The sequence below is a fragment of the Nocardia sp. NBC_01009 genome (assembly GCF_045208035.1).
Lineage (GTDB): Bacteria > Actinomycetota > Actinomycetes > Mycobacteriales > Mycobacteriaceae > Nocardia.
In genome coordinates, this window is record NZ_CP108695.1 from 2,559,037 (window position 1) to 2,578,288 (window position 19,252).

The 19,252-nt window shown below is 62.7% G+C and carries 14 protein-coding genes and 3 rRNA genes; 15 read left to right on the forward strand and 2 right to left on the reverse strand.

From position 1 onward, the window contains the following. Positions 1-13: 13 nt before the first annotated feature. The 14 genes from OHA42_RS11335 (at position 14) to OHA42_RS11400 (ending at position 15,855) form a co-directional block, all read left to right on the forward strand. Positions 14-823, forward strand: a complete 810-nt coding sequence (locus OHA42_RS11335) for a F0F1 ATP synthase subunit delta (protein WP_406236709.1) — start codon at positions 14-16, stop codon at positions 821-823. A 65-nt stretch (positions 824-888) separates the two neighbouring features. Next, positions 889-2,526 (forward strand): F0F1 ATP synthase subunit alpha, encoded by a 1,638-nt coding sequence (gene atpA, locus OHA42_RS11340; RefSeq protein ID WP_406236710.1) that lies wholly within the window; start codon positions 889-891, stop codon positions 2,524-2,526. 55 nt (positions 2,527-2,581) lie between these two features. Beyond that, positions 2,582-3,553, forward strand: a complete 972-nt coding sequence (locus OHA42_RS11345) for a F0F1 ATP synthase subunit gamma (protein ID WP_328409878.1) — start codon at positions 2,582-2,584, stop codon at positions 3,551-3,553. Positions 3,554-3,569: 16 nt separating this feature from the next. Continuing rightward, the gene (atpD, locus tag OHA42_RS11350; RefSeq protein ID WP_364906523.1) at positions 3,570-5,012 is read left to right on the forward strand and encodes a F0F1 ATP synthase subunit beta; all 1,443 of its coding nucleotides are present in this window, start codon (positions 3,570-3,572) and stop codon (positions 5,010-5,012) included. Between the two features lie 6 nt (positions 5,013-5,018). Next, on the forward strand, positions 5,019-5,396 hold the full coding sequence (locus OHA42_RS11355; protein WP_406236711.1) for a F0F1 ATP synthase subunit epsilon: 378 nt from the start codon (positions 5,019-5,021) through the stop codon (positions 5,394-5,396). Between the two features lie 198 nt (positions 5,397-5,594). Next, complete coding sequence (locus OHA42_RS11360) at positions 5,595-6,017, forward strand: DUF2550 domain-containing protein (protein WP_328409885.1); 423 nt, start codon at positions 5,595-5,597, stop codon at positions 6,015-6,017. A gap of 38 nt (positions 6,018-6,055) precedes the next feature. Beyond that, complete coding sequence (locus OHA42_RS11365; RefSeq protein ID WP_406236712.1) at positions 6,056-6,640, forward strand: cob(I)yrinic acid a,c-diamide adenosyltransferase; 585 nt, start codon at positions 6,056-6,058, stop codon at positions 6,638-6,640. 175 nt (positions 6,641-6,815) lie between these two features. After that, the gene (murA, locus tag OHA42_RS11370) at positions 6,816-8,075 is read left to right on the forward strand and encodes a UDP-N-acetylglucosamine 1-carboxyvinyltransferase (protein WP_406236713.1); all 1,260 of its coding nucleotides are present in this window, start codon (positions 6,816-6,818) and stop codon (positions 8,073-8,075) included. A 506-nt stretch (positions 8,076-8,581) separates the two neighbouring features. Then, a 16S ribosomal RNA gene (locus OHA42_RS11375) occupies positions 8,582-10,098 on the forward strand. 342 nt (positions 10,099-10,440) lie between these two features. Further along, positions 10,441-13,572, forward strand: a 23S ribosomal RNA gene (locus OHA42_RS11380). Between the two features lie 122 nt (positions 13,573-13,694). After that, positions 13,695-13,811, forward strand: a 5S ribosomal RNA gene (rrf, locus tag OHA42_RS11385). The 16S, 23S and 5S rRNA genes sit together here, the layout of an rRNA operon. A 189-nt stretch (positions 13,812-14,000) precedes the next feature. Beyond that, positions 14,001-14,729, forward strand: a complete 729-nt coding sequence (locus tag OHA42_RS11390; RefSeq protein ID WP_406236714.1) for a rhomboid-like protein — start codon at positions 14,001-14,003, stop codon at positions 14,727-14,729. Positions 14,730-14,786: 57 nt separating this feature from the next. Next, positions 14,787-15,473 carry an endonuclease NucS gene (gene nucS / locus OHA42_RS11395; RefSeq protein WP_328409893.1) on the forward strand — a complete coding sequence of 229 codons (687 nt, stop codon included), beginning with the start codon at positions 14,787-14,789 and terminating at the stop codon, positions 15,471-15,473. 79 nt (positions 15,474-15,552) lie between these two features. After that, positions 15,553-15,855, forward strand: a complete 303-nt coding sequence (locus tag OHA42_RS11400) for an ATP/GTP-binding protein (protein ID WP_406236715.1) — start codon at positions 15,553-15,555, stop codon at positions 15,853-15,855. Positions 15,856-16,124: 269 nt separating this feature from the next. Here the strand turns inward: OHA42_RS11400 and OHA42_RS11405 are convergent, their stop codons facing one another. After that, positions 16,125-17,126 carry a hypothetical protein gene (locus OHA42_RS11405; RefSeq protein ID WP_406236716.1) on the reverse strand — a complete coding sequence of 334 codons (1,002 nt, stop codon included), beginning with the start codon at positions 17,124-17,126 and terminating at the stop codon, positions 16,125-16,127. A gap of 86 nt (positions 17,127-17,212) precedes the next feature. Continuing rightward, complete coding sequence (gene mce / locus OHA42_RS11410) at positions 17,213-17,674, reverse strand: methylmalonyl-CoA epimerase (protein WP_406239287.1); 462 nt, start codon at positions 17,672-17,674, stop codon at positions 17,213-17,215. Positions 17,675-18,021: 347 nt separating this feature from the next. Here mce and OHA42_RS11415 point away from each other — a divergent pair, with 347 nt between their 5' ends. Then, on the forward strand, positions 18,022-19,200 hold the full coding sequence (locus OHA42_RS11415; RefSeq protein WP_328409900.1) for an acetyl-CoA C-acetyltransferase: 1,179 nt from the start codon (positions 18,022-18,024) through the stop codon (positions 19,198-19,200). Positions 19,201-19,252: the final 52 nt, after the last annotated feature.

Sequence of the window (19,252 nt, forward strand, 5' to 3'; positions counted from 1 at the left end):
GAAAGTGAGAAGCATGTACGCAGCGAGCCGCGAGGCAAGCTCCCGGTCCCGGGAGGCGCTTCGGGCCGCTCTGACCGGAAGCGACAGTGTTGCGGCCACGACGGGGTCGGAACTGTTCGCCGTTGTCGCCGTGCTGGATGACCAGCGTTCGCTGCGTGTTGCGCTCGCGGACGTTTCGGTGCCCGGCGCGGTTCGCGCCGAGCTGAGCGAGCGGGTCTTCAGCGGCAAGGTCAGCGCTGCCACGCTGGCGGTGCTGACCACCGCGGTGGCCCAGAACTGGTCGCGCACTGCCGATTTGGTCGACACTCTGGTGTTGCTCGGGCAGGAAGCGCTGCTGGAGTCGGCTGCCGACAGCGGGCGGATCGACGCGGTCGAGGACGAACTGTTCCGACTCGGCCGGATCATCAGCGACAACCCCGAGTTGGAGCAGGCACTGTCGGACCACGGGAAGCCGGCAACGGCCAAACGTGAGCTGATCGGACGCCTGCTCACGGGCAAAACCGACACCATCACCCAGACCCTGGCGGACCAGGTGGTCACCCGGTCGAAGACGGGCATCGGCGAAGCATTCGACGAGCTGTCCGATCTCGCGGCCGCGCGGCGCGAGCAAATCGTTGCGCATGTTCGCGCGGCGATCATGCTGACCGACCAGCAGCGCGGCCACCTTGCGGCGTCGTTGCAGCGCATCTACGGCAAGCCGGTCACGGTGCACGTCCAGGTCGATCCGAGTCTGCTGACCGGTGTCGTCGTGCACATCGGCGACGACGTGATCGACGGCAGCGCCACCGGCCGACTGGAACGGCTGCGTCGGGCCCTGGCTTGATGTCACAGCCTGACGACTCCTAATCCCCCCGACATTCGAGACCAGACAGCGAGAGCAGGAAGACTATGGCGGAGCTGACGATCTCCACCGATGAGATCCGTAGCGCGATCGAGAGCTACACCCAGAGCTACACCCCGGAAACCTCCATCGAAGAAGTCGGTGTTGTCACCGACACCGGTGACGGTATCGCCCACGTGAGCGGTCTGCCTTCGGCGATGGCCAACGAACTGCTCGAGTTCCCCGGTGGTGTGCTCGGCGTGGCGCTGAACCTCGAGGACCGCGCCATCGGTGCGGTTATCCTCGGCGAGTACGCCACCCTCGAAGAGGGCCAGGAAGTCCGCCGTACCGGCGACGTGCTCTCGGTTCCGGTGGGCGACAAGTTCCTCGGCCGCGTGGTCAACCCGCTCGGTCAGCCGATCGACGGCCTCGGTGAGATCGAAGCCGAAGAGCAGCGCGTGCTCGAGCTGCAGGCCGCGTCGGTGCTGGAGCGCCAGCCGGTCGAGGAGCCGATGGCCACCGGCATCACCGCCATCGACGCGCTGACCGCGATCGGCCGTGGTCAGCGTCAGCTGATCATCGGCGACCGTAAGACCGGCAAGACCGCGGTCTGCATCGACGCGATCCTGAACCAGAAGGCCAACTGGGAGTCGGGCGATCCGACCAAGCAGATGCGCTGCATCTACGTCGCGATCGGCCAGAAGGGCTCCACCATCGCGGGCGTCAAGACCGCGCTGGAGGCGCACGGTGCGATGGAGTACACCACCATCGTCGCGGCCCCCGCTTCGGACTCCGCCGGCTTCAAATGGCTTGCGCCCTACACCGGTTCGGCCCTCGGCCAGCACTGGATGTACCAGGGCAAGCACGTCCTGATCGTGTTCGACGACCTGAGCAAGCAGGCCGAGGCCTACCGCTCGATCTCGCTGCTGCTGCGCCGCCCGCCGGGCCGCGAGGCGTACCCGGGTGACGTCTTCTACCTGCACTCCCGTCTGCTGGAGCGTTGCGCGAAGCTGTCCGACGCGATGGGCGCGGGCTCGATGACCGGTCTGCCGATCATCGAGACCAAGGCCAACGACATCTCGGCCTTCATCCCGACCAACGTCATCTCCATCACCGACGGCCAGGTCTTCCTCGAGTCCGACCTGTTCAACAAGGGTGTCCGTCCGGCGATCAACGTCGGTACCTCGGTCTCCCGTGTCGGTGGCGCCGCCCAGACCAAGGGCATGAAGAAGGTCGCCGGTTCGCTGCGTCTGGAAATGGCGCAGTACCGCGAGCTGGAGGCGTTCTCCGCCTTCGCTTCCGACCTGGACGCGGCCTCCCTCGCCCAGCTCGAGCGTGGCGCCCGCTGGGTGGAACTGCTCAAGCAGGACCAGTACTCGCCGGTCCCCGTCGAAGACCAGATCGTTTCGATCTTCCTGGTCGACGCCGGTTACTACGAGTCGGTCCCGGTTGCCGACATCCGCCGGTTCAACGCCGAGCTGATCGAGGACCTGCACCGCACCGCACCCGAGGCGTTCGAGTCGATCGCCGGCGGCAAGGTGCTGCAGGGCGACGCGGCCGACGCGATCAAGCTGGCCACCGACAAGTTCAAGCAGGGCTTCCTCGCCTCTGACGGCAGTCGTGTGGTGAGCGAGGACGGAGCGGGTGAGCTCGAGTCCGAAGAGGTCGAGTCGCTGACCGTGACCCGCAAGCACGTCGAGAAGTAGCGCGGGCGAGCATGCGTTATTGGAATCTGGCGAATGAAGGGAGAGTGAACCGCTGATGGCAAACCTGCGTGAATTGCGCTCCCGCATTCGTGGTGTGAATTCGATCAAGAAGATCACCAAGGCCCAGGAGCTGATCGCGACCTCGCGAATCACCAAGGCTCAGGCCCGGGTTGCTGCGGCCAAGCCGTACGCGGAGGAGATCACCAAGGTTCTCGGTGAGCTGGCGAGTGCGTCGAAGAACCTCTCGCATCCGCTGCTGACGGAGCGCTCCAACCCGCGTCGCGCCGCCGTGCTGGTGATCACCAGTGACAGCGGTATGTGTGGTGGCTACAACTCGAACGTGCTCAAGCGCGCCGAGGAGCTCATGACCACGCTGCGCGGCGAGGGTAAAGAGCCGGTGGTGTACGTGATGGGCAACAAGGGCCTCATCTACTACACCTTCCGCAACCGTGCGCCGCGTGCGTCGTGGACCGGGTTCTCCCAGCAGCCGAAGTACACCGATGCCTCGGCCGCGTGCCGGCACCTGGTGGACAGCTTCATGGCGGGCTCCGAGGGCGAGGTTCCTGCTCCGAACGGCACCGGCAATATCGCCGGGGTCGACGAGCTGCACATCGTGTACACCAGGTTCGTCTCGATGCTGACGCAGACCCCGGAGGTGCGCCGGTTGGCGCCGATCCAGGTGAGCTACGTCGACGAGAACTTCGACCTGGGCGAGGACAGCCTGTCCGATTCGGCCACCGCCGATGTGCACGCGCAGTACGAGTTCGAGCCCGACGCCGATGTGCTGCTGGCGGCGCTGCTGCCCAAGTACATCAACACGCGTATCTACTCATCGTTGCTCGAGGCAGCGGCATCCGAGTCCGCGGCTCGGCGCACCGCAATGAAGGCCGCCACCGATAACGCCAATGAGCTGTCGAATGTCCTTACCAGGCAGGCGAACTCGGCGCGGCAGGCCCAGATCACGCAGGAAATCAGTGAAATCGTGGGCGGCGTGAACGCGCTGGCTTCGAGCTCGGACCGCGACTAAGCGCAGGAAGAGAATAATGACCGCAGCAGTCACGCAAGAAAGCCGGACGGGCGCGACAACAGGCCGCGTCGTCCGTGTCATCGGCCCCGTCGTGGACGTCGAGTTCCCGCGGGGTTCCATCCCAGAGCTGTTCAACGCTCTGCACGCCGAGATCGCGCTGGCGTCGGTGGCCAAGACCCTGACCCTCGAGGTTGCCCAGCACCTCGGCGACAACATCGTGCGCACCATCTCGATGCAGCCGACCGACGGCCTGGTCCGTGGGGCGAAGGTCTCTGACACCGGTAAGCCGATCTCGGTGCCGGTCGGTGACGTCGTCAAGGGCCACGTGTTCAACGCCCTCGGCGATTGCCTCGACACCCCCGGCCTCGGCCGGGACGGCGAGCAGTGGGGCATCCACCGCAAGCCACCGTCATTCGACCAGCTCGAGGGCAAGACCGAAATCCTCGAGACCGGTGTGAAGGTCATCGACCTGCTGACCCCGTACGTGAAGGGCGGCAAGATCGGTCTGTTCGGTGGCGCCGGTGTCGGCAAGACCGTGCTGATCCAGGAGATGATCACCCGTATCGCGCGTGAGTTCTCCGGTACGTCGGTGTTCGCCGGCGTCGGTGAGCGCACCCGTGAGGGCACCGACCTGCACCTGGAAATGGAAGAGATGGGCGTCCTGCAGGACACCGCCCTCGTCTTCGGCCAGATGGACGAGCCGCCGGGCACCCGTATGCGCGTCGCTCTCTCGGCCCTCACCATGGCCGAGTACTTCCGCGACGTGCAGCACCAGGACGTGCTGCTGTTCATCGACAACATCTTCCGGTTCACCCAGGCCGGTTCCGAGGTGTCGACGCTGCTCGGCCGGATGCCCTCCGCCGTCGGTTACCAGCCCACGCTGGCCGACGAGATGGGTGAGCTGCAGGAGCGCATCACCTCCACCCGTGGTCGGTCCATCACCTCGCTGCAGGCCATCTACGTGCCCGCCGACGACTACACCGACCCCGCTCCGGCGACCACCTTCGCCCACCTCGATGCGACGACCGAGCTTTCCCGCCCGATCTCGCAGAAGGGCATCTACCCGGCTGTCGACCCGCTGACCTCGACCTCCCGCATCCTGGAGGCCTCGATCGTCGGTGCGGAACACTTCCGGGTCGCCAACGAGGTCAAGCGGATCCTGCAGAAGTACAAGGAACTGCAGGACATCATCGCCATCCTCGGCATGGACGAGCTCTCCGAAGAGGACAAGGTCCTCGTCGGCCGGGCCCGTCGCCTGGAGAAGTTCCTCGGCCAGAACTTCATCGTGGCCGAGAAGTTCACCGGCCAGCCGGGTTCGGTGGTGCCGCTGTCCGACACCATCGAGGCGTTCGACCGCGTCTGCAAGGGCGAGTTCGACCACTTCCCGGAGCAGGCGTTCAACAGCTGCGGTGGACTCGACGACGTCGAGGCCGCCGCGAAGAAGATCGCCGGAAAGTAGTCACCGATGGCGGAAATGTCAGTTGATCTCGTCGCGGTCGAGCGACTGCTCTGGTCCGGCCAGGCGTCGTTCGTCAGCGCGCAGACCACCGAGGGCCAAATCGGCATCATGCCGGGCCACGAGCCGCTGCTCGGCCAGTTGGTCGAGGGCGGCACCGTGGCCATCGTCGACACCGATGGGCAGCGCATCGTCGCTGCGGTGCACGGCGGTTTCTTCTCGGTGACCGCTACCACGGTCCGGGTGCTCGCCGAGTCCGCGGAGTTCGCCGGTGAGGTCGACGTCGAGGCGGCCCGCCGGGTGCTGGCCGACTCGGACGCCACCGAGGAACAGCAGCGGGCGGCTCAGGCCCGAGTGCGCGCGGTCGAGCAGAACGCGAACGCGTAGTCACGCACCACCATTGCGCACGACGCTGTCGGCGGCGAAACTTATTCGCCGCCGACAGCGTCGTTTCGGGGGTTGGTACGAGCTGCGGGGCAAAAGACATGGCCGCGCCATTTGTAAACTCGGGTCCGTGGTTGAATGACCGCGAGGTGTCGCCGAGACGGCGGCGGAGCGAAGGGACGAACGGCATTGCAGACCGGGATGGTTCTCCTGATCATTCTGGTGCTCATGCTCGTTTTTCTGGCGCTGGCTTCGACCTACCGTCTGATCATGCTGCGTCGAGGTGGCACGGCTGCGTTGCTGCGGGTGCTGCCCGCGCGCGGTGGCCAGGGCTGGCGGCACGGCCTGATCCGATACGACGAGGATCGGCTGGTTTTCTACAAGCTGTCGAGCCTCAAACTCGGCCCCGACTCCACCATTCGACGCCAGGGCATCGAGATCGGTGACCGTCGCGGCCCGCGCGGCGACGAGTTCGACATCATGACCGAAGAACTGTCGGTGACCGCGGTGTCCGATAGCGACGGCGCTTTCGAACTCGCCTTGGACCGCGGTTCTCTCGCGGCCTTCCTTTCCTGGGTCGAATCCCGTCCGTCCGACCGCACCCGCAGGCTTCCAGGCCTCTGAACGGTCAGTCGTTCGGGTCCGACATCTAAGGTGGTCTTGTGAGCGTGCATCTGACGCGGATATACACGCGTACCGGGGACGACGGGACCACTGGACTCAGTGACTTCTCCCGGGTCGCCAAGACCGATCCCCGACTGGTCGCCTACGCCGATTGCGACGAGACCAATGCTGCCATCGGTGTTGCCATCGCACTCGGCAGCCCGACGCCGGAACTACTGGCGGTGCTCCACCAGATTCAAAACGACCTGTTCGACGCGGGCGCGGACCTGTCCACCCCCGTCGTCGCGGAGCCCAAGTATCCGCCGCTGCGGATCACCCAGCCCTACATCGACCGGCTCGAAGCCTGGTGCGATGAATTCAATGCCGAACTGGCGCCGCTGAATTCGTTCATCCTGCCCGGCGGCACTCCGCTTGCTGCGCTGTTGCACACCGCGCGCACCGTCGCGCGCCGCGCCGAGCGCGCCGCATGGGCTGCGGTGGAGGCACACCCGGACGACACGAACGTGCTGCCGGCCAAGTACTTGAATCGTCTATCGGATCTGCTGTTTATCCTGAGCCGGGTCGCCAACCCTGGCGGCGATGTGCTCTGGAAGCCGGGCGGAGACCAGGCGGGTGCATCATGATGGACGCGAACGCGGACACGATGGGCTCGACACGCAACGGCTGATTTCGTGACTACATGGGTAACTCGCCGGGTACGCCCGGAACTGAGCCAGGCACCTACCGCCGGCCCGAAACGCAACTATCGTGGCACTCAATAGTGCGCTGAATATCCGGAGAGGCGGACTGAGAGGCGGCATGGAGAGGTTTTTGGTTACCGGCGGGAATCAACTCGTCGGTGAGGTCGCGGTCGGGGGTGCCAAGAACAGCGTCCTCAAGCTGATGGCCGCTGCCCTGCTGGCCGAGGGCACGACCACCATTACGAACTGCCCGGACATCCTCGATGTGCCGCTGATGGGTGATGTGCTGCGCGGCCTGGGCTGCGACGTGACGATCGATGGTTCGGTCGTCATCATCAACACTCCTGCGGAACCGAAGTACCACGCGGACTTTCCCGCGGTGACACAGTTCCGCGCGTCGGTTTGTGTGCTCGGACCATTGATGGCTCGGTGCAAGCGGGCCGTTGTCGCGCTGCCCGGTGGGGACGCAATCGGTTCGCGTCCCTTGGATATGCATCAGGCCGGCCTGCGCCTGCTCGGGGCGACCAGCGAAATCGAACACGGTTGTGTGGTCGCGCGGGCGGACGAACTGCGCGGCGCGCGGATCAGGCTGGACTTTCCGTCGGTGGGGGCGACCGAGAACATCCTCATGGCGGCCGTGCTGGCCGAAGGGGAGACGGTCATCGATAACGCCGCACGTGAACCGGACATCGTCGACCTGTGCAACATGCTGGTTCAGATGGGCGCCCGTATCAGTGGCGCGGGCACGTCGGTGCTGACGATCGAGGGCGTCGAGCGCCTTTCGCCGACCACGCACCGTGTGATCGGTGATCGCATCGTCGCCGCCACCTGGGGGATTGCCGCCGCGATGACTATGGGCGACATCCGGGTGACCGGCGTCAACCCGAAGCATCTGTCCCTGGTGCTGGACAAGCTGCGCTCGGCAGGAGCGCGGATTTCGTTCGAACCGGACGGTTTCCGTGTGGTCCAGGCCGACCGGCCGCGTGCAGTCAACTTCTCCACATTGCCTTTCCCCGGGTTCCCGACCGATCTGCAGCCGATGGCCATCGGCCTCGCGGCGATCGCCGACGGCACCTCGATGATCACCGAGAACGTCTTCGAAGCGCGGTTCCGCTTCGTTGAGGAGATGATTCGGCTCGGTGCCGACGCGCGAACTGATGGACACCACGCTGTGGTGCGCGGAATTCCGCGGTTGTCGAGTGCGCCGGTGTGGTCGTCGGATATTCGTGCAGGCGCGGGACTCGTGCTCGCGGGTCTGGTTGCCGATGGTGTCACCGAAGTGCACGACGTCTTCCATATCGACCGCGGCTACCCGAATTTCGTCGAGCAGCTGCAGGCATTGGGTGGTCAAGTGGAGCGGGTCGGCGCGGCTGATTGATCTTGTCCGCCAGGAATGGACGGACACAATGATCGCGTGTCGTCGAAAACCGTTCCTGACCAGGCGATTTGACATCATGCACGCAGACACGTAACTTTATTCAAGTCAGAGCGACACGGACACCGACCCGGAGCCGAGAAGCACAGCGGAAACGCTGAGCGGAGGCGAGGGAAACGAGGTAGTACGAGGAGCGCCTGACGATCACACTAGCTCGATCGAGACTCCGGTTTGCGCCTGGGTATGCGGCTGAGCTAAGCTTGAAAAGTTGCCTCACCGATCAATCAGAGTAAATCTGGGCGATGGTGTGTGCGTGTGTTCTTTGAGAACTCAATAGTGTGTCGATGAATGTCAGTGCCAATTATTTAATTGGTTCCGGCCTTGCATACCCCCCGGTTGTAGGGTTGGACATTTAGTCAGCAAATCTTTTTGCTGGCGTTTTGTTTTGCTAGGTTTTCGGACTCTAGTTATTCTTCTGATTGCACCCTTCGGGGTGTGGTTGTGAGTCTTCAACGGAGAGTTTGATCCTGGCTCAGGACGAACGCTGGCGGCGTGCTTAACACATGCAAGTCGAGCGGTAAGGCCCTTCGGGGTACACGAGCGGCGAACGGGTGAGTAACACGTGGGTGATCTGCCTCGCACTTCGGGATAAGCCTGGGAAACTGGGTCTAATACCGGATATGACCAAGAGCTGCATGGTTTTTGGTGGAAAGATTTATCGGTGCGAGATGGGCCCGCGGCCTATCAGCTTGTTGGTGGGGTAACGGCCTACCAAGGCGACGACGGGTAGCCGACCTGAGAGGGTGACCGGCCACACTGGGACTGAGACACGGCCCAGACTCCTACGGGAGGCAGCAGTGGGGAATATTGCACAATGGGCGAAAGCCTGATGCAGCGACGCCGCGTGAGGGATGACGGCCTTCGGGTTGTAAACCTCTTTCGACAGGGACGAAGCGCAAGTGACGGTACCTGTAGAAGAAGCACCGGCCAACTACGTGCCAGCAGCCGCGGTAATACGTAGGGTGCGAGCGTTGTCCGGAATTACTGGGCGTAAAGAGCTTGTAGGCGGTTTGTCGCGTCTTCTGTGAAAACTTGGGGCTCAACCTTAAGCTTGCAGGCGATACGGGCAGACTAGAGTACTTCAGGGGAGACTGGAATTCCTGGTGTAGCGGTGAAATGCGCAGATATCAGGAGGAACACCGGTGGCGAAGGCGGGTCTCTGGGAAGTAACTGACGCTGAGAAGCGAAAGCGTGGGTAGCGAACAGGATTAGATACCCTGGTAGTCCACGCCGTAAACGGTGGGTACTAGGTGTGGGTTTCCTTCCACGGGATCCGTGCCGTAGCTAACGCATTAAGTACCCCGCCTGGGGAGTACGGCCGCAAGGCTAAAACTCAAAGGAATTGACGGGGGCCCGCACAAGCGGCGGAGCATGTGGATTAATTCGATGCAACGCGAAGAACCTTACCTGGGTTTGACATACACCGGAAACCTGCAGAGATGTAGGCCCCCTTGTGGTCGGTGTACAGGTGGTGCATGGCTGTCGTCAGCTCGTGTCGTGAGATGTTGGGTTAAGTCCCGCAACGAGCGCAACCCTTATCTTATGTTGCCAGCGCGTAATGGCGGGGACTCGTGAGAGACTGCCGGGGTCAACTCGGAGGAAGGTGGGGACGACGTCAAGTCATCATGCCCCTTATGTCCAGGGCTTCACACATGCTACAATGGCCGGTACAGAGGGCTGCGATACCGTGAGGTGGAGCGAATCCCTTAAAGCCGGTCTCAGTTCGGATCGGGGTCTGCAACTCGACCCCGTGAAGTTGGAGTCGCTAGTAATCGCAGATCAGCAACGCTGCGGTGAATACGTTCCCGGGCCTTGTACACACCGCCCGTCACGTCATGAAAGTCGGTAACACCCGAAGCCGGTGGCCTAACCCTTGTGGAGGGAGCCGTCGAAGGTGGGATTGGCGATTGGGACGAAGTCGTAACAAGGTAGCCGTACCGGAAGGTGCGGCTGGATCACCTCCTTTCTAAGGAGCACTTCTGCATCGCACCCCGAAGAGTCGGGGATGGTAAACGTTGATGCCAGAGACCGTTTAGTTCCCGTATGTGGAGCTGCGGACGCTCATGGGTGGAACGCTGACAAGCTCTCCCGCATTGTGGTCGGTCCTTCAGTGGCCGGTCCCGCGGTTGATATATCGACACACTGTTGGGTCCTGAGAGAACACGCGAGTGTTTCCTCTTAGGCAAGATAACGATCCGGTTCGGGCTTCACGCAGACCGCACTTGTGTAAATGAGTGGGCATGGTGGTGGTTCGGTTCGTACTGGGTGTGTTGTTTGAGAACTGCACAGTGGACGCGAGCATCTTTGTTAGTAAGTGTTTAAGAGCGTACGGTGGATGCCTTGGCACCAGGAGCCGATGAAGGACGTAGGAGGCTGCGATAAGCCTCGGGGAGCTGTCAACCGAGCTGAGATCCGAGGATTTCCGAATGGGGAAACCCAGCACGAGTGATGTCGTGTTACCCGCATCTGAATATATAGGGTGTGTGGAGGGAACGTGGGGAAGTGAAACATCTCAGTACCCACAGGAAGAGAAAACAACAGTGATTCCGTGAGTAGTGGCGAGCGAAAGCGGATGAGGCTAAACCATGTGGATGTGATAGCCGGCAGGCGTTGTCCATGTGGGGTAGTGGGGCTCATTTTCTTATCACTGCCGTGATGAGCGAGAGTAAGAAACCGTTGGGTTAGTCGAAGTGGTCTGGAACGGCCTGTCGTAGAGGGTGAGAATCCCGTAGACGAAAACCTGGCGGCTCTCGTAGTGAGTGCCCGAGTAGCAGCGGGCCCGTGAAATCTGCTGTGAATCTGCCGGGACCACCCGGTAAGCCTGAATACTCCCTGGTGACCGATAGCGGACTAGTACCGTGAGGGAAAGGTGAAAAGTACCCCGGGAGGGGAGTGAAATAGTACCTGAAACCGTGCGCTTACAATCCGTCAGGGCCTGCGCCAACTTCGGTTGGGTGGGTGATGGCGTGCCTTTTGAAGAATGAGCCTGCGAGTTAGTGGCATGTGGCGAGGTTAACCCGTGTGGGGTAGCCGTAGCGAAAGCGAGTCCGAATAGGGCGTTTCCAGTCGCATGTTCTAGACCCGAAGCGGAGTGATCTACCCATGGCCAGGGTGAAGCGACGGTAAGACGTCGTGGAGGCCCGAACCCACTTAGGTTGAAAACTGAGGGGATGAGCTGTGGGTAGGGGTGAAAGGCCAATCAAACTCCGTGATAGCTGGTTCTCCCCGAAATGCATTTAGGTGCAGCGTCGCGTGTTTCACACCGGAGGTAGAGCTACTGGATGGTCTAGGGGGCCTACAAGCTTACCGAAATCAGCCAAACTCCGAATGCCGGTGTGTGAGAGCGCGGCAGTGAGACTGCGGGGGATAAGCTTCGTAGTCGAGAGGGAAACAGCCCAGATCGCCGGCTAAGGCCCCTAAGCGTGTACTAAGTGGAAAAGGATGTGGGGTCGCGAAGACAACCAGGAGGTTGGCTTAGAAGCAGCCACCCTTGAAAGAGTGCGTAATAGCTCACTGGTCAAGTGATCCTGCGCCGACAATGTAGCGGGGCTCAAGTACACCGCCGAAGCCGCGGCATTCACACAATACATCCGCCATTCCCTGCGGGGGGTGGTGCAGTGGTGTGGATGGGTAGGGGAGCGTCCTGTAGCCAGGGAAGCGGCGGAGTGATCCAGCCGTGGAGGCTACGGGAGTGAGAATGCAGGCATGAGTAGCGAAAGACGAGTGAGAAACTCGTCCGCCGAATGACCAAGGGTTCCTGGGCCAGGTTAATCCGCCCAGGGTGAGTCGGGACCTAAGGCGAGGCCGACAGGCGTAGTCGATGGACAACGGGTTGATATTCCCGTACCCGTGTATCCGCGCCCATGATGAATCAGTTGTGCTAAGTGTCCTGAACTTCCGAGAAGACCTTCGGGTCTCGAGTGGAGGGATGCACATGACCCCGGCTGGTAGTAGTCAAGCGATGGGGTGACGCAGGAAGGTAGCTGGGCCAGTCAGTGGTTGTACTGGTGTAAGCCTGTAGGGCGTTGTGTAGGCAAATCCGCACAGCATGTGCCTGAGAGGTGATGCGTAGCCGATTGAGGCGAATTCAGTGATCCTATGCTGCCGAGAAAAGCCTCTAGTGAGTTGGTACACGGCCCGTACCCCAAACCGACACAGGTGGTCAGGTAGAGAATACTAAGGCGATCGAGAGAACTGTGGTTAAGGAACTCGGCAAAATGCCCCCGTAACTTCGGGAGAAGGGGGACCCGGTCTGGTGATGAGATTTACTCTCGGAGCTGGGTTGGGTCGCAGAGACCAGAGAGAAGCGACTGTTTACTAAAAACACAGGTCCGTGCGAAGTCGTAAGACGATGTATACGGACTGACGCCTGCCCGGTGCCGGAAGGTTAAGAGGACCGGTTAGCGCTTCGGCGCGAAGCTGAGAATTTAAGCCCCGGTAAACGGCGGTGGTAACTATAACCATCCTAAGGTAGCGAAATTCCTTGTCGGGTAAGTTCCGACCTGCACGAATGGCGTAACGACTTCTCTGCTGTCTCAACCACAGACTCGGCGAAATTGCATTACGAGTAAAGATGCTCGTTACGCGCGGCAGGACGAAAAGACCCCGGGACCTTCACTATAGCTTGGTATTGGTGTTCGGTACGGTTTGTGTAGGATAGGTGGGAGACTGTGAAGCGGGCACGCCAGTGTTTGTGGAGTCATCGTTGAAATACCACTCTGATCGTATTGGACCTCTAACCTCGGACCATGATCTGGTTCAGGGACAGTGCCTGGTGGGTAGTTTAACTGGGGCGGTTGCCTCCTAAAATGTAACGGAGGCGCCCAAAGGTTCCCTCAGCCTGGTTGGCAATCAGGTGTCGAGTGCAAGTGCACAAGGGAGCTTGACTGTGAGAGCGACAGCTCGAGCAGGGACGAAAGTCGGGACTAGTGATCCGGCACCGGCAAGTGGAAGCGGTGTCGCTCAACGGATAAAAGGTACCCCGGGGATAACAGGCTGATCTTCCCCAAGAGTCCATATCGACGGGATGGTTTGGCACCTCGATGTCGGCTCGTCGCATCCTGGGGCTGGAGTAGGTCCCAAGGGTTGGGCTGTTCGCCCATTAAAGCGGCACGCGAGCTGGGTTTAGAACGTCGTGAGACAGTTCGGTCTCTATCCGCCGCGCGCGTCAGAAACTTGAGGAAGGCTGTCCCTAGTACGAGAGGACCGGGACGGACGAACCTCTGGTGTGCCAGTTGTTCCGCCAGGAGCACTGCTGGTTAGCTACGTTCGGAAGGGATAACCGCTGAAAGCATCTAAGCGGGAAGCCTGTTCCAAGATGAGGTTTCTCACCACCTTGAGTGGTTAAGGCCCCCCACAGACCATGGGGTTGATAGGCCAGAACTGGAAGCTCGGTAACGGGTGTAGGTGACTGGTACTAATCGGCCGAGGACTTACCAACGAAGAGGCTACGCGTCCACTGTGCGGTATCTGAAACAATACACAGATACAGAAGCACCTTGATGAAGCAGATTGTTTTCTGTTTTTGATGGTGTGCTCTCTGTGTGGATAGTTTCATAGAGTTACGGCGGCCATAGCGGCAGGGAAACGCCCGGTCCCATTCCGAACCCGGAAGCTAAGCCTGCCAGCGCCGATGGTACTGCACTCGACAGGGTGTGGGAGAGTAGGACACCGCCGGAACATCATTCGCGAGAGCCCCCCGACTTCGGTCGGGGGGCTTTCGTCGTTTACTGACGAGATACACAGGACGAAGTGGTTTCGCAGCAATCTCGCAGGGAACAGTCAAGGTAAGCAGAGCACCGGCGTTGATCATGAACGTAGACATATATCATCGGTGGGACGGATAAGCCGAGAAGCATGGAGGTGCACATGGTCGTGGCGACGACAACGGCCGACCGGGCGCCCAGTGATGCCGGCGCACCGACCCGATCTCGCTCGTGGCCGAGATTGCCCGCGACGGCCGGCTACCTGGCCGCGCTCGTCATCGTCACGACGATCTTCTCGGTACTGAGCGATTCCGACCAGTCGAAGATGGTGCTGCACGCGAGCACCAACCTCCATAATCTGCTGAACGGGCACGTCGGCACCCTTTTTTCGAGCGCCCTGGTGATCGGTGATGTGAGCGCAGCCTGGGCCATCATTCCCTTGCTCGGCTGCCTGCTCGCCCTTGCCGAATTGCGCTTCGGCGCGGTGCACGTGGTGCGCGTCTTCCTGGCTGGGCACCTCGGGGCCACGCTGCTCGTCGCCGCAGGTCTCTGGGTTGCCATCGATGTCGGCTGGGTGCCCGCGAGTATCCGCTGGGCGGAAGATGTCGGCGTGAGCTATGGGGCCATGGCACTGATCGGTGCTCTCGTCGTAGCGGTCCCACACCGCTGGCGGATCGCCTGGGCCACCACATGGTTCATGATCGCCGCAGAGGGCGTCCTGATCGAGCGGACCTTCACCAGCGTCGGTCATCTGCTCTCGTGCTGCATCGGATCGGCCGTGGGGTTCGGCATGATTCGGGCCAATGCGACATCCACCCACAAACTCACCAGGGTCGAATCGGCTCTGCTCGCGGTGAGCGTACTGCTCGCGGCCATCATGCTCATGGGCTGACCGGCGGCGCGACGGGCTGGCGACAGGGGCGGCCGGGCACTCGCCTACAGTGCTTGGGTGCGCCTAGTGATTGCTCGCTGTCAGGTCGACTACGTGGGGCGACTCACCGCCCATCTCGCAATGGCCCGCCGGTTGCTGCTGATGAAAGCGGACGGTTCGGTTCTCGTGCATTCCGACGGTGGCTCCTATAAGCCGCTGAACTGGATGAGCCCGCCGTGCTGGCTGGAGGAACGCAGCGGTGACGAGGTGCCCGACGGCGCGAAGGCGCTGTGGGTCGTCACCAATAAGGCCGGCGAAGAATTGCGGATAACTATCGAGGACATCGAGCACGACTCCTCGCATGAGCTCGGCGTCGATCCTGGTCTGGTGAAAGACGGCGTGGAGGCGCATCTTCAGGAGTTGCTCGCTGAGCACGTGCAGACCCTCGGTCCCGGCTATACGCTCATCCGCCGTGAATACATGACGGCCATCGGGCCGGTGGATCTGCTGTGCCGCGATGCCGACGGCGCCACCGTGGCCGTGGAGATCAAACGCCGCGGCGAGATCGACGGTGTGGAACAGCTCACCCGGTACCTCGAATTGCTCAATCGCGACCCGCTGCTCGCCCCTGTCGCCGGGGTCTACGCGGCGCAGCAGATCAAGCCGCAGGCCCGTACGCTCGCCGAGGACCGCGGAATTCGATGCCTGATCCTCGATTACAACGCCCTACGCGGCACCGAGAGCAACGAATTCCGCCTCTTCTGAGTCGAAGTAGCCGACCGATGGCTCCGATCGATCCAGACGGGCGCAAAGAGCGCGTTCGGTCGAGGCTTAGGCTGAGTGCATGCCGCGTCGGAAGCCTCGCACCGACCGCCGCGCGGGTCCGCCCGCGGGCGGTGGGCTCGGCGACGTCTTCGGAAGTACCGAGCCGGGACCGGACAGTGACGACCTCTACACCGTCCGGACCATCCCAGGTAGTCGGGCAATCAAGACATATCGCTGTCCGGGCTGTGATCACGAAATCGCCCCCGGCGTAGCCCATGTCGTCGCCTGGCCCGCCTATGGCGGTGAGGACGATCGCAGGCACTGGCATCGGGGTTGCTGGAACGGCCGCCAGACGCGCAGGATAACCCGTCGCTGGTCGTGAATGCCCTTGCGGCCGAACGTGCTTTCCTGGAGACGCAGGCCCTGTTAGCCGATGGAACGACTGAATTCGCGGGCAGGTCGAATAACGCGTCGGGCACGCCCGAGACTGGTTCGGCATCCGCCGTGGGACCTGAACGCAACTGTCGTAGCAGCGAACGGGTACAGCCCGGGTACATGCAGTGGCGGTCGGAGAATTAGGAAGGCCGCCCCGGTCGGGGCGGCCTTCAGTGTGAATTTTGGTGGTACCGCGTGTCGCCGCGTGGTCCGACGTCAGTGTGTGATGTCGGCGTTCTCGCGCTCTTCGTCCACGATGTCGTCATCCTCGGTGGCGACATCGGGGATCGCCTTGGTGCGCGAGCCGGTCACCGACTTGGTGTTGCCGCCGATCGACTTGCGCTGGTCCGGAACCCCGTCCAGCAGTTCGCTTTCCCGGTTGACCGCAGCGAGCATGGCGGGCACCGAGTCGAGCTGGCCGCGGATGCCGAGCAGCTGGGCGAGCACCCGACCGCGCAGCACGCGCATCTCCTCGGCCAGTTCCTTCGCGTGCGCGATCTTGCGCTCGGAGGTCTGGGTGGCGGAGGTGATGAGGCGATTCGACTCGTCGGTCGCGTCCTTGATCCGCTGTGCGGCCTCGGCGCGGCTGGTGGCCTCCAGCTCCTCCATGGCGCGGGTGAGCTTGGTGCGACGCTCGGCCATGGTGACCTCGAAGTCCTGCTGGGTCGCCTTGCGCTTGGCGTCGGCTTCCTTGCCGAGGCGGTCGGCCTCGGCCTGAGCGGCTTCGATGATCTTGGCGGACTCGGTACGCGCATTGGCCAGGGTCTGCTCGAACTCGATCTCGAGTGCTTCGCGCTTTTCTTTGGTCTCGGCAAGCAACGACTCGTACTTGCCACGCATTTCCGTGGCTTGCTGCTCCGCGATCGACACCATTTCCGCAGCCTCGGCCTGCGCCAGGGCGCGGACCTCGGAGGCCTCGTCGGAGGCCAGGCGGAGCATGCGGGAGATGCGGTCGGACATGCCTTCCGCAGTGGTCGGCGGAACCGAGAGGCGGTCGACCTCCTTGCGGAGCTCGTCGATCTCGTCCCGCGCGTCCTCCAACTGGCTCGCGAGGTTACGGGCTTGTGCCGCAGCAGCATCCCGGTCAGTGGCGGTGACCCTCAGCTCTGCATCGAAGCGGTCGAAGTAGTTGCGTACCTCGTCTTGCGCATAACCCTTGCGCACAACGGTGAAGGGCAGTGCAACGAAGCGATTGCGATCGGACTCAGGTGACGACATGGCCAACAAACTACAGCCTACCGAGACATCATGGTGACTCGACCGCGAATGTGATTCTGAAGAGTTTTTCGGGCCCGATCTTGATACTAGTGCGTAACATTCGCGTTCGGTTCGACCAACTCGATCAGCACACCGCCAGCATCCTTCGGGTGGATGAAATTGATGCGGGAATCGGCGGTTCCGCGCCGTGGCGCCTCGTACAGCAAACGCAGACCTCGATCGCGCAGATAGGTCGACACCGCATCGATGTCGGTGACGCGGTAGGCGAGTTGCTGCAGGCCCGGTCCGCTACGGTCGATGAACTTGGCGATGGTGGAGTCGGCGTTCAGCGGCGCCAGCAACTGCAGGGCAGTCGCGCTGTCCGGTGCGCCGGGCAGCGACAGCATCGCCTCGTGCACGCCTTGGCTCTCGTTGGCCTCGCGATGCGTCTCGATCATGCCGAGATTCTCGGCATACCAGGCAATCGCGGCATCCAGATCGGGCACCGCGATGCCGACATGATCGACGGCGATGACGTAGTCGCCGGGGATGAAGCTCGAAGGATCCATAACGTTGCTCACCACTCGAACGTAGCGTCTGCCCGACACGGCCGGATGAAGACCATCGATAGTTCTGTGCTCGGTCGAAGACACTGCTTGGTGAGACGCAGTCGGATGGGGTCCATCCGCAGTCCAGCGCTCGGTCGAGCGCAGGCGAGGCCACCGCTTGGTGGGGCGCAGTCGGACGACGTCCAGCGGTAGTCCCGTGCTCGGCCCAGCGCAGGTGAGGGCACCGCGTACCTGGCAGGGGCCGACTCGGACGGACAAGCTACCGTTGAGTACAAGATTCGACGCCGCGCCCGGGCGCGGCCGTTGGCGATCCAACGAATGCTGCTGTAAGGAAAAGAGGGCTCGTCGTGACCACTTCCGTGATCGTCTCCGGTGCGCGTACCCCGGTCGGCCGGCTGCTCGGAGGGCTGAAGGACTTCAGCGGTTCCGACCTCGGCGGCTTCGCGATCAAGGCGGCGCTGGAGAAGGGTGGCGTCGCGCCCGAGCAGGTCGATTACGTGATCATGGGTCAGGTGCTCACCGCGGGCGCGGGCCAGATCCCGGCTCGGCAGGCGGCGGTAGCCGGCGGCATTCCGATGGACGTGCCCGCGCTGACCCTGAACAAGGTGTGCCTGTCGGGTATCAACGCGATCGCCCTCGCCGACCAGCTGATCAGGGCGGGCGAGTACGAGATCGTCGTCGCCGGTGGCCAGGAGTCGATGAGCCAGGCGCCGCACTTGCTCGAAAAGAGCAGGGAGGGCTTCAAATACGGCGACGTGGCGCTGCGCGATCACATGGCCTACGACGGCCTCTACGACATCTTCACCGACCAGCCGATGGGTGCGCTGACCGAACAGCGCAACGACACCGAGCCGATCAGCCGCGCGGACCAGGACGCGTTCGCGGCCGCCTCGCACCAGCGGGCCGCGGCGGCGTGGAAGAACGGGCTTTTCGACGCGGAGGTCGTTCCGGTCGCGGTGCCGCAGCGCAAGGGCGACCCGGTGCTGGTCTCCGCGGACGAGGGCATTCGCGCGGACACCACCGCGGAGTCGCTGGCCAAGTTGCGTCCGGCCTTCCGCAAGGACGGCACCATCACCGCGGGCACCGCCTCGCAGATCTCCGACGGCGCGGCTGCCGTCGTGGTGATGAGCAAGGCCAAGGCCGAGGCGCTCGGGCTGAGCTGGATCGCCGAGATCGGCGCCGCAGGCGTGGTGGCCGGTCCCGACTCGTCGCTGCAGGACCAGCCTGCCAATGCGATCGCCAAGGCTTGTGCGCGCGAAGGTATTTCGCCCGCGGAGCTGGATCTGGTCGAGATCAACGAGGCCTTCGCGGCGGTGGGCATCGCCTCCACCCGCAAGCTCGGCATCGACCCGGAGAAGGTCAACGTCAACGGTGGCGCGATCGCGATCGGTCACCCGCTCGGCATGTCCGGCGCGCGGATCCTGCTGCACCTTGCGCTGGAGCTGAAGCGCCGCGGTGGTGGCATCGGCGCTGCCGCGTTGTGCGGTGGCGGCGGTCAGGGTGACGCCCTGATCATCAAGGTCTAGCCGACCGGTGCCGGACCAGGCGGTCTGATCGGGGCATTCGCCGTGATCAGCA

What these genes read in the sequence shown, in the direction of transcription:
- OHA42_RS11335 (WP_406236709.1), top strand. Translation starts at nt 14, where the DNA reads ATGTACGCAGCGAGCCGCGAGGCAAGCTCCCGGTCCCGGGAGGCGCTT.
- atpA (WP_406236710.1), top strand. Translation starts at nt 889, where the DNA reads ATGGCGGAGCTGACGATCTCCACCGATGAGATCCGTAGCGCGATCGAG.
- OHA42_RS11345 (WP_328409878.1), top strand. Translation starts at nt 2,582, where the DNA reads ATGGCAAACCTGCGTGAATTGCGCTCCCGCATTCGTGGTGTGAATTCG.
- atpD (WP_364906523.1), top strand. Translation starts at nt 3,570, where the DNA reads ATGACCGCAGCAGTCACGCAAGAAAGCCGGACGGGCGCGACAACAGGC.
- OHA42_RS11355 (WP_406236711.1), top strand. Translation starts at nt 5,019, where the DNA reads ATGGCGGAAATGTCAGTTGATCTCGTCGCGGTCGAGCGACTGCTCTGG.
- OHA42_RS11360 (WP_328409885.1), top strand. Translation starts at nt 5,595, where the DNA reads ATGGTTCTCCTGATCATTCTGGTGCTCATGCTCGTTTTTCTGGCGCTG.
- murA (WP_406236713.1), top strand. Translation starts at nt 6,816, where the DNA reads ATGGAGAGGTTTTTGGTTACCGGCGGGAATCAACTCGTCGGTGAGGTC.
- OHA42_RS11390 (WP_406236714.1), top strand. Translation starts at nt 14,001, where the DNA reads ATGGTCGTGGCGACGACAACGGCCGACCGGGCGCCCAGTGATGCCGGC.
- OHA42_RS11400 (WP_406236715.1), top strand. Translation starts at nt 15,553, where the DNA reads ATGCCGCGTCGGAAGCCTCGCACCGACCGCCGCGCGGGTCCGCCCGCG.
- OHA42_RS11405 (WP_406236716.1), bottom strand. Translation starts at nt 17,126, where the DNA reads ATGTCGTCACCTGAGTCCGATCGCAATCGCTTCGTTGCACTGCCCTTC.
- mce (WP_406239287.1), bottom strand. Translation starts at nt 17,674, where the DNA reads ATGGATCCTTCGAGCTTCATCCCCGGCGACTACGTCATCGCCGTCGAT.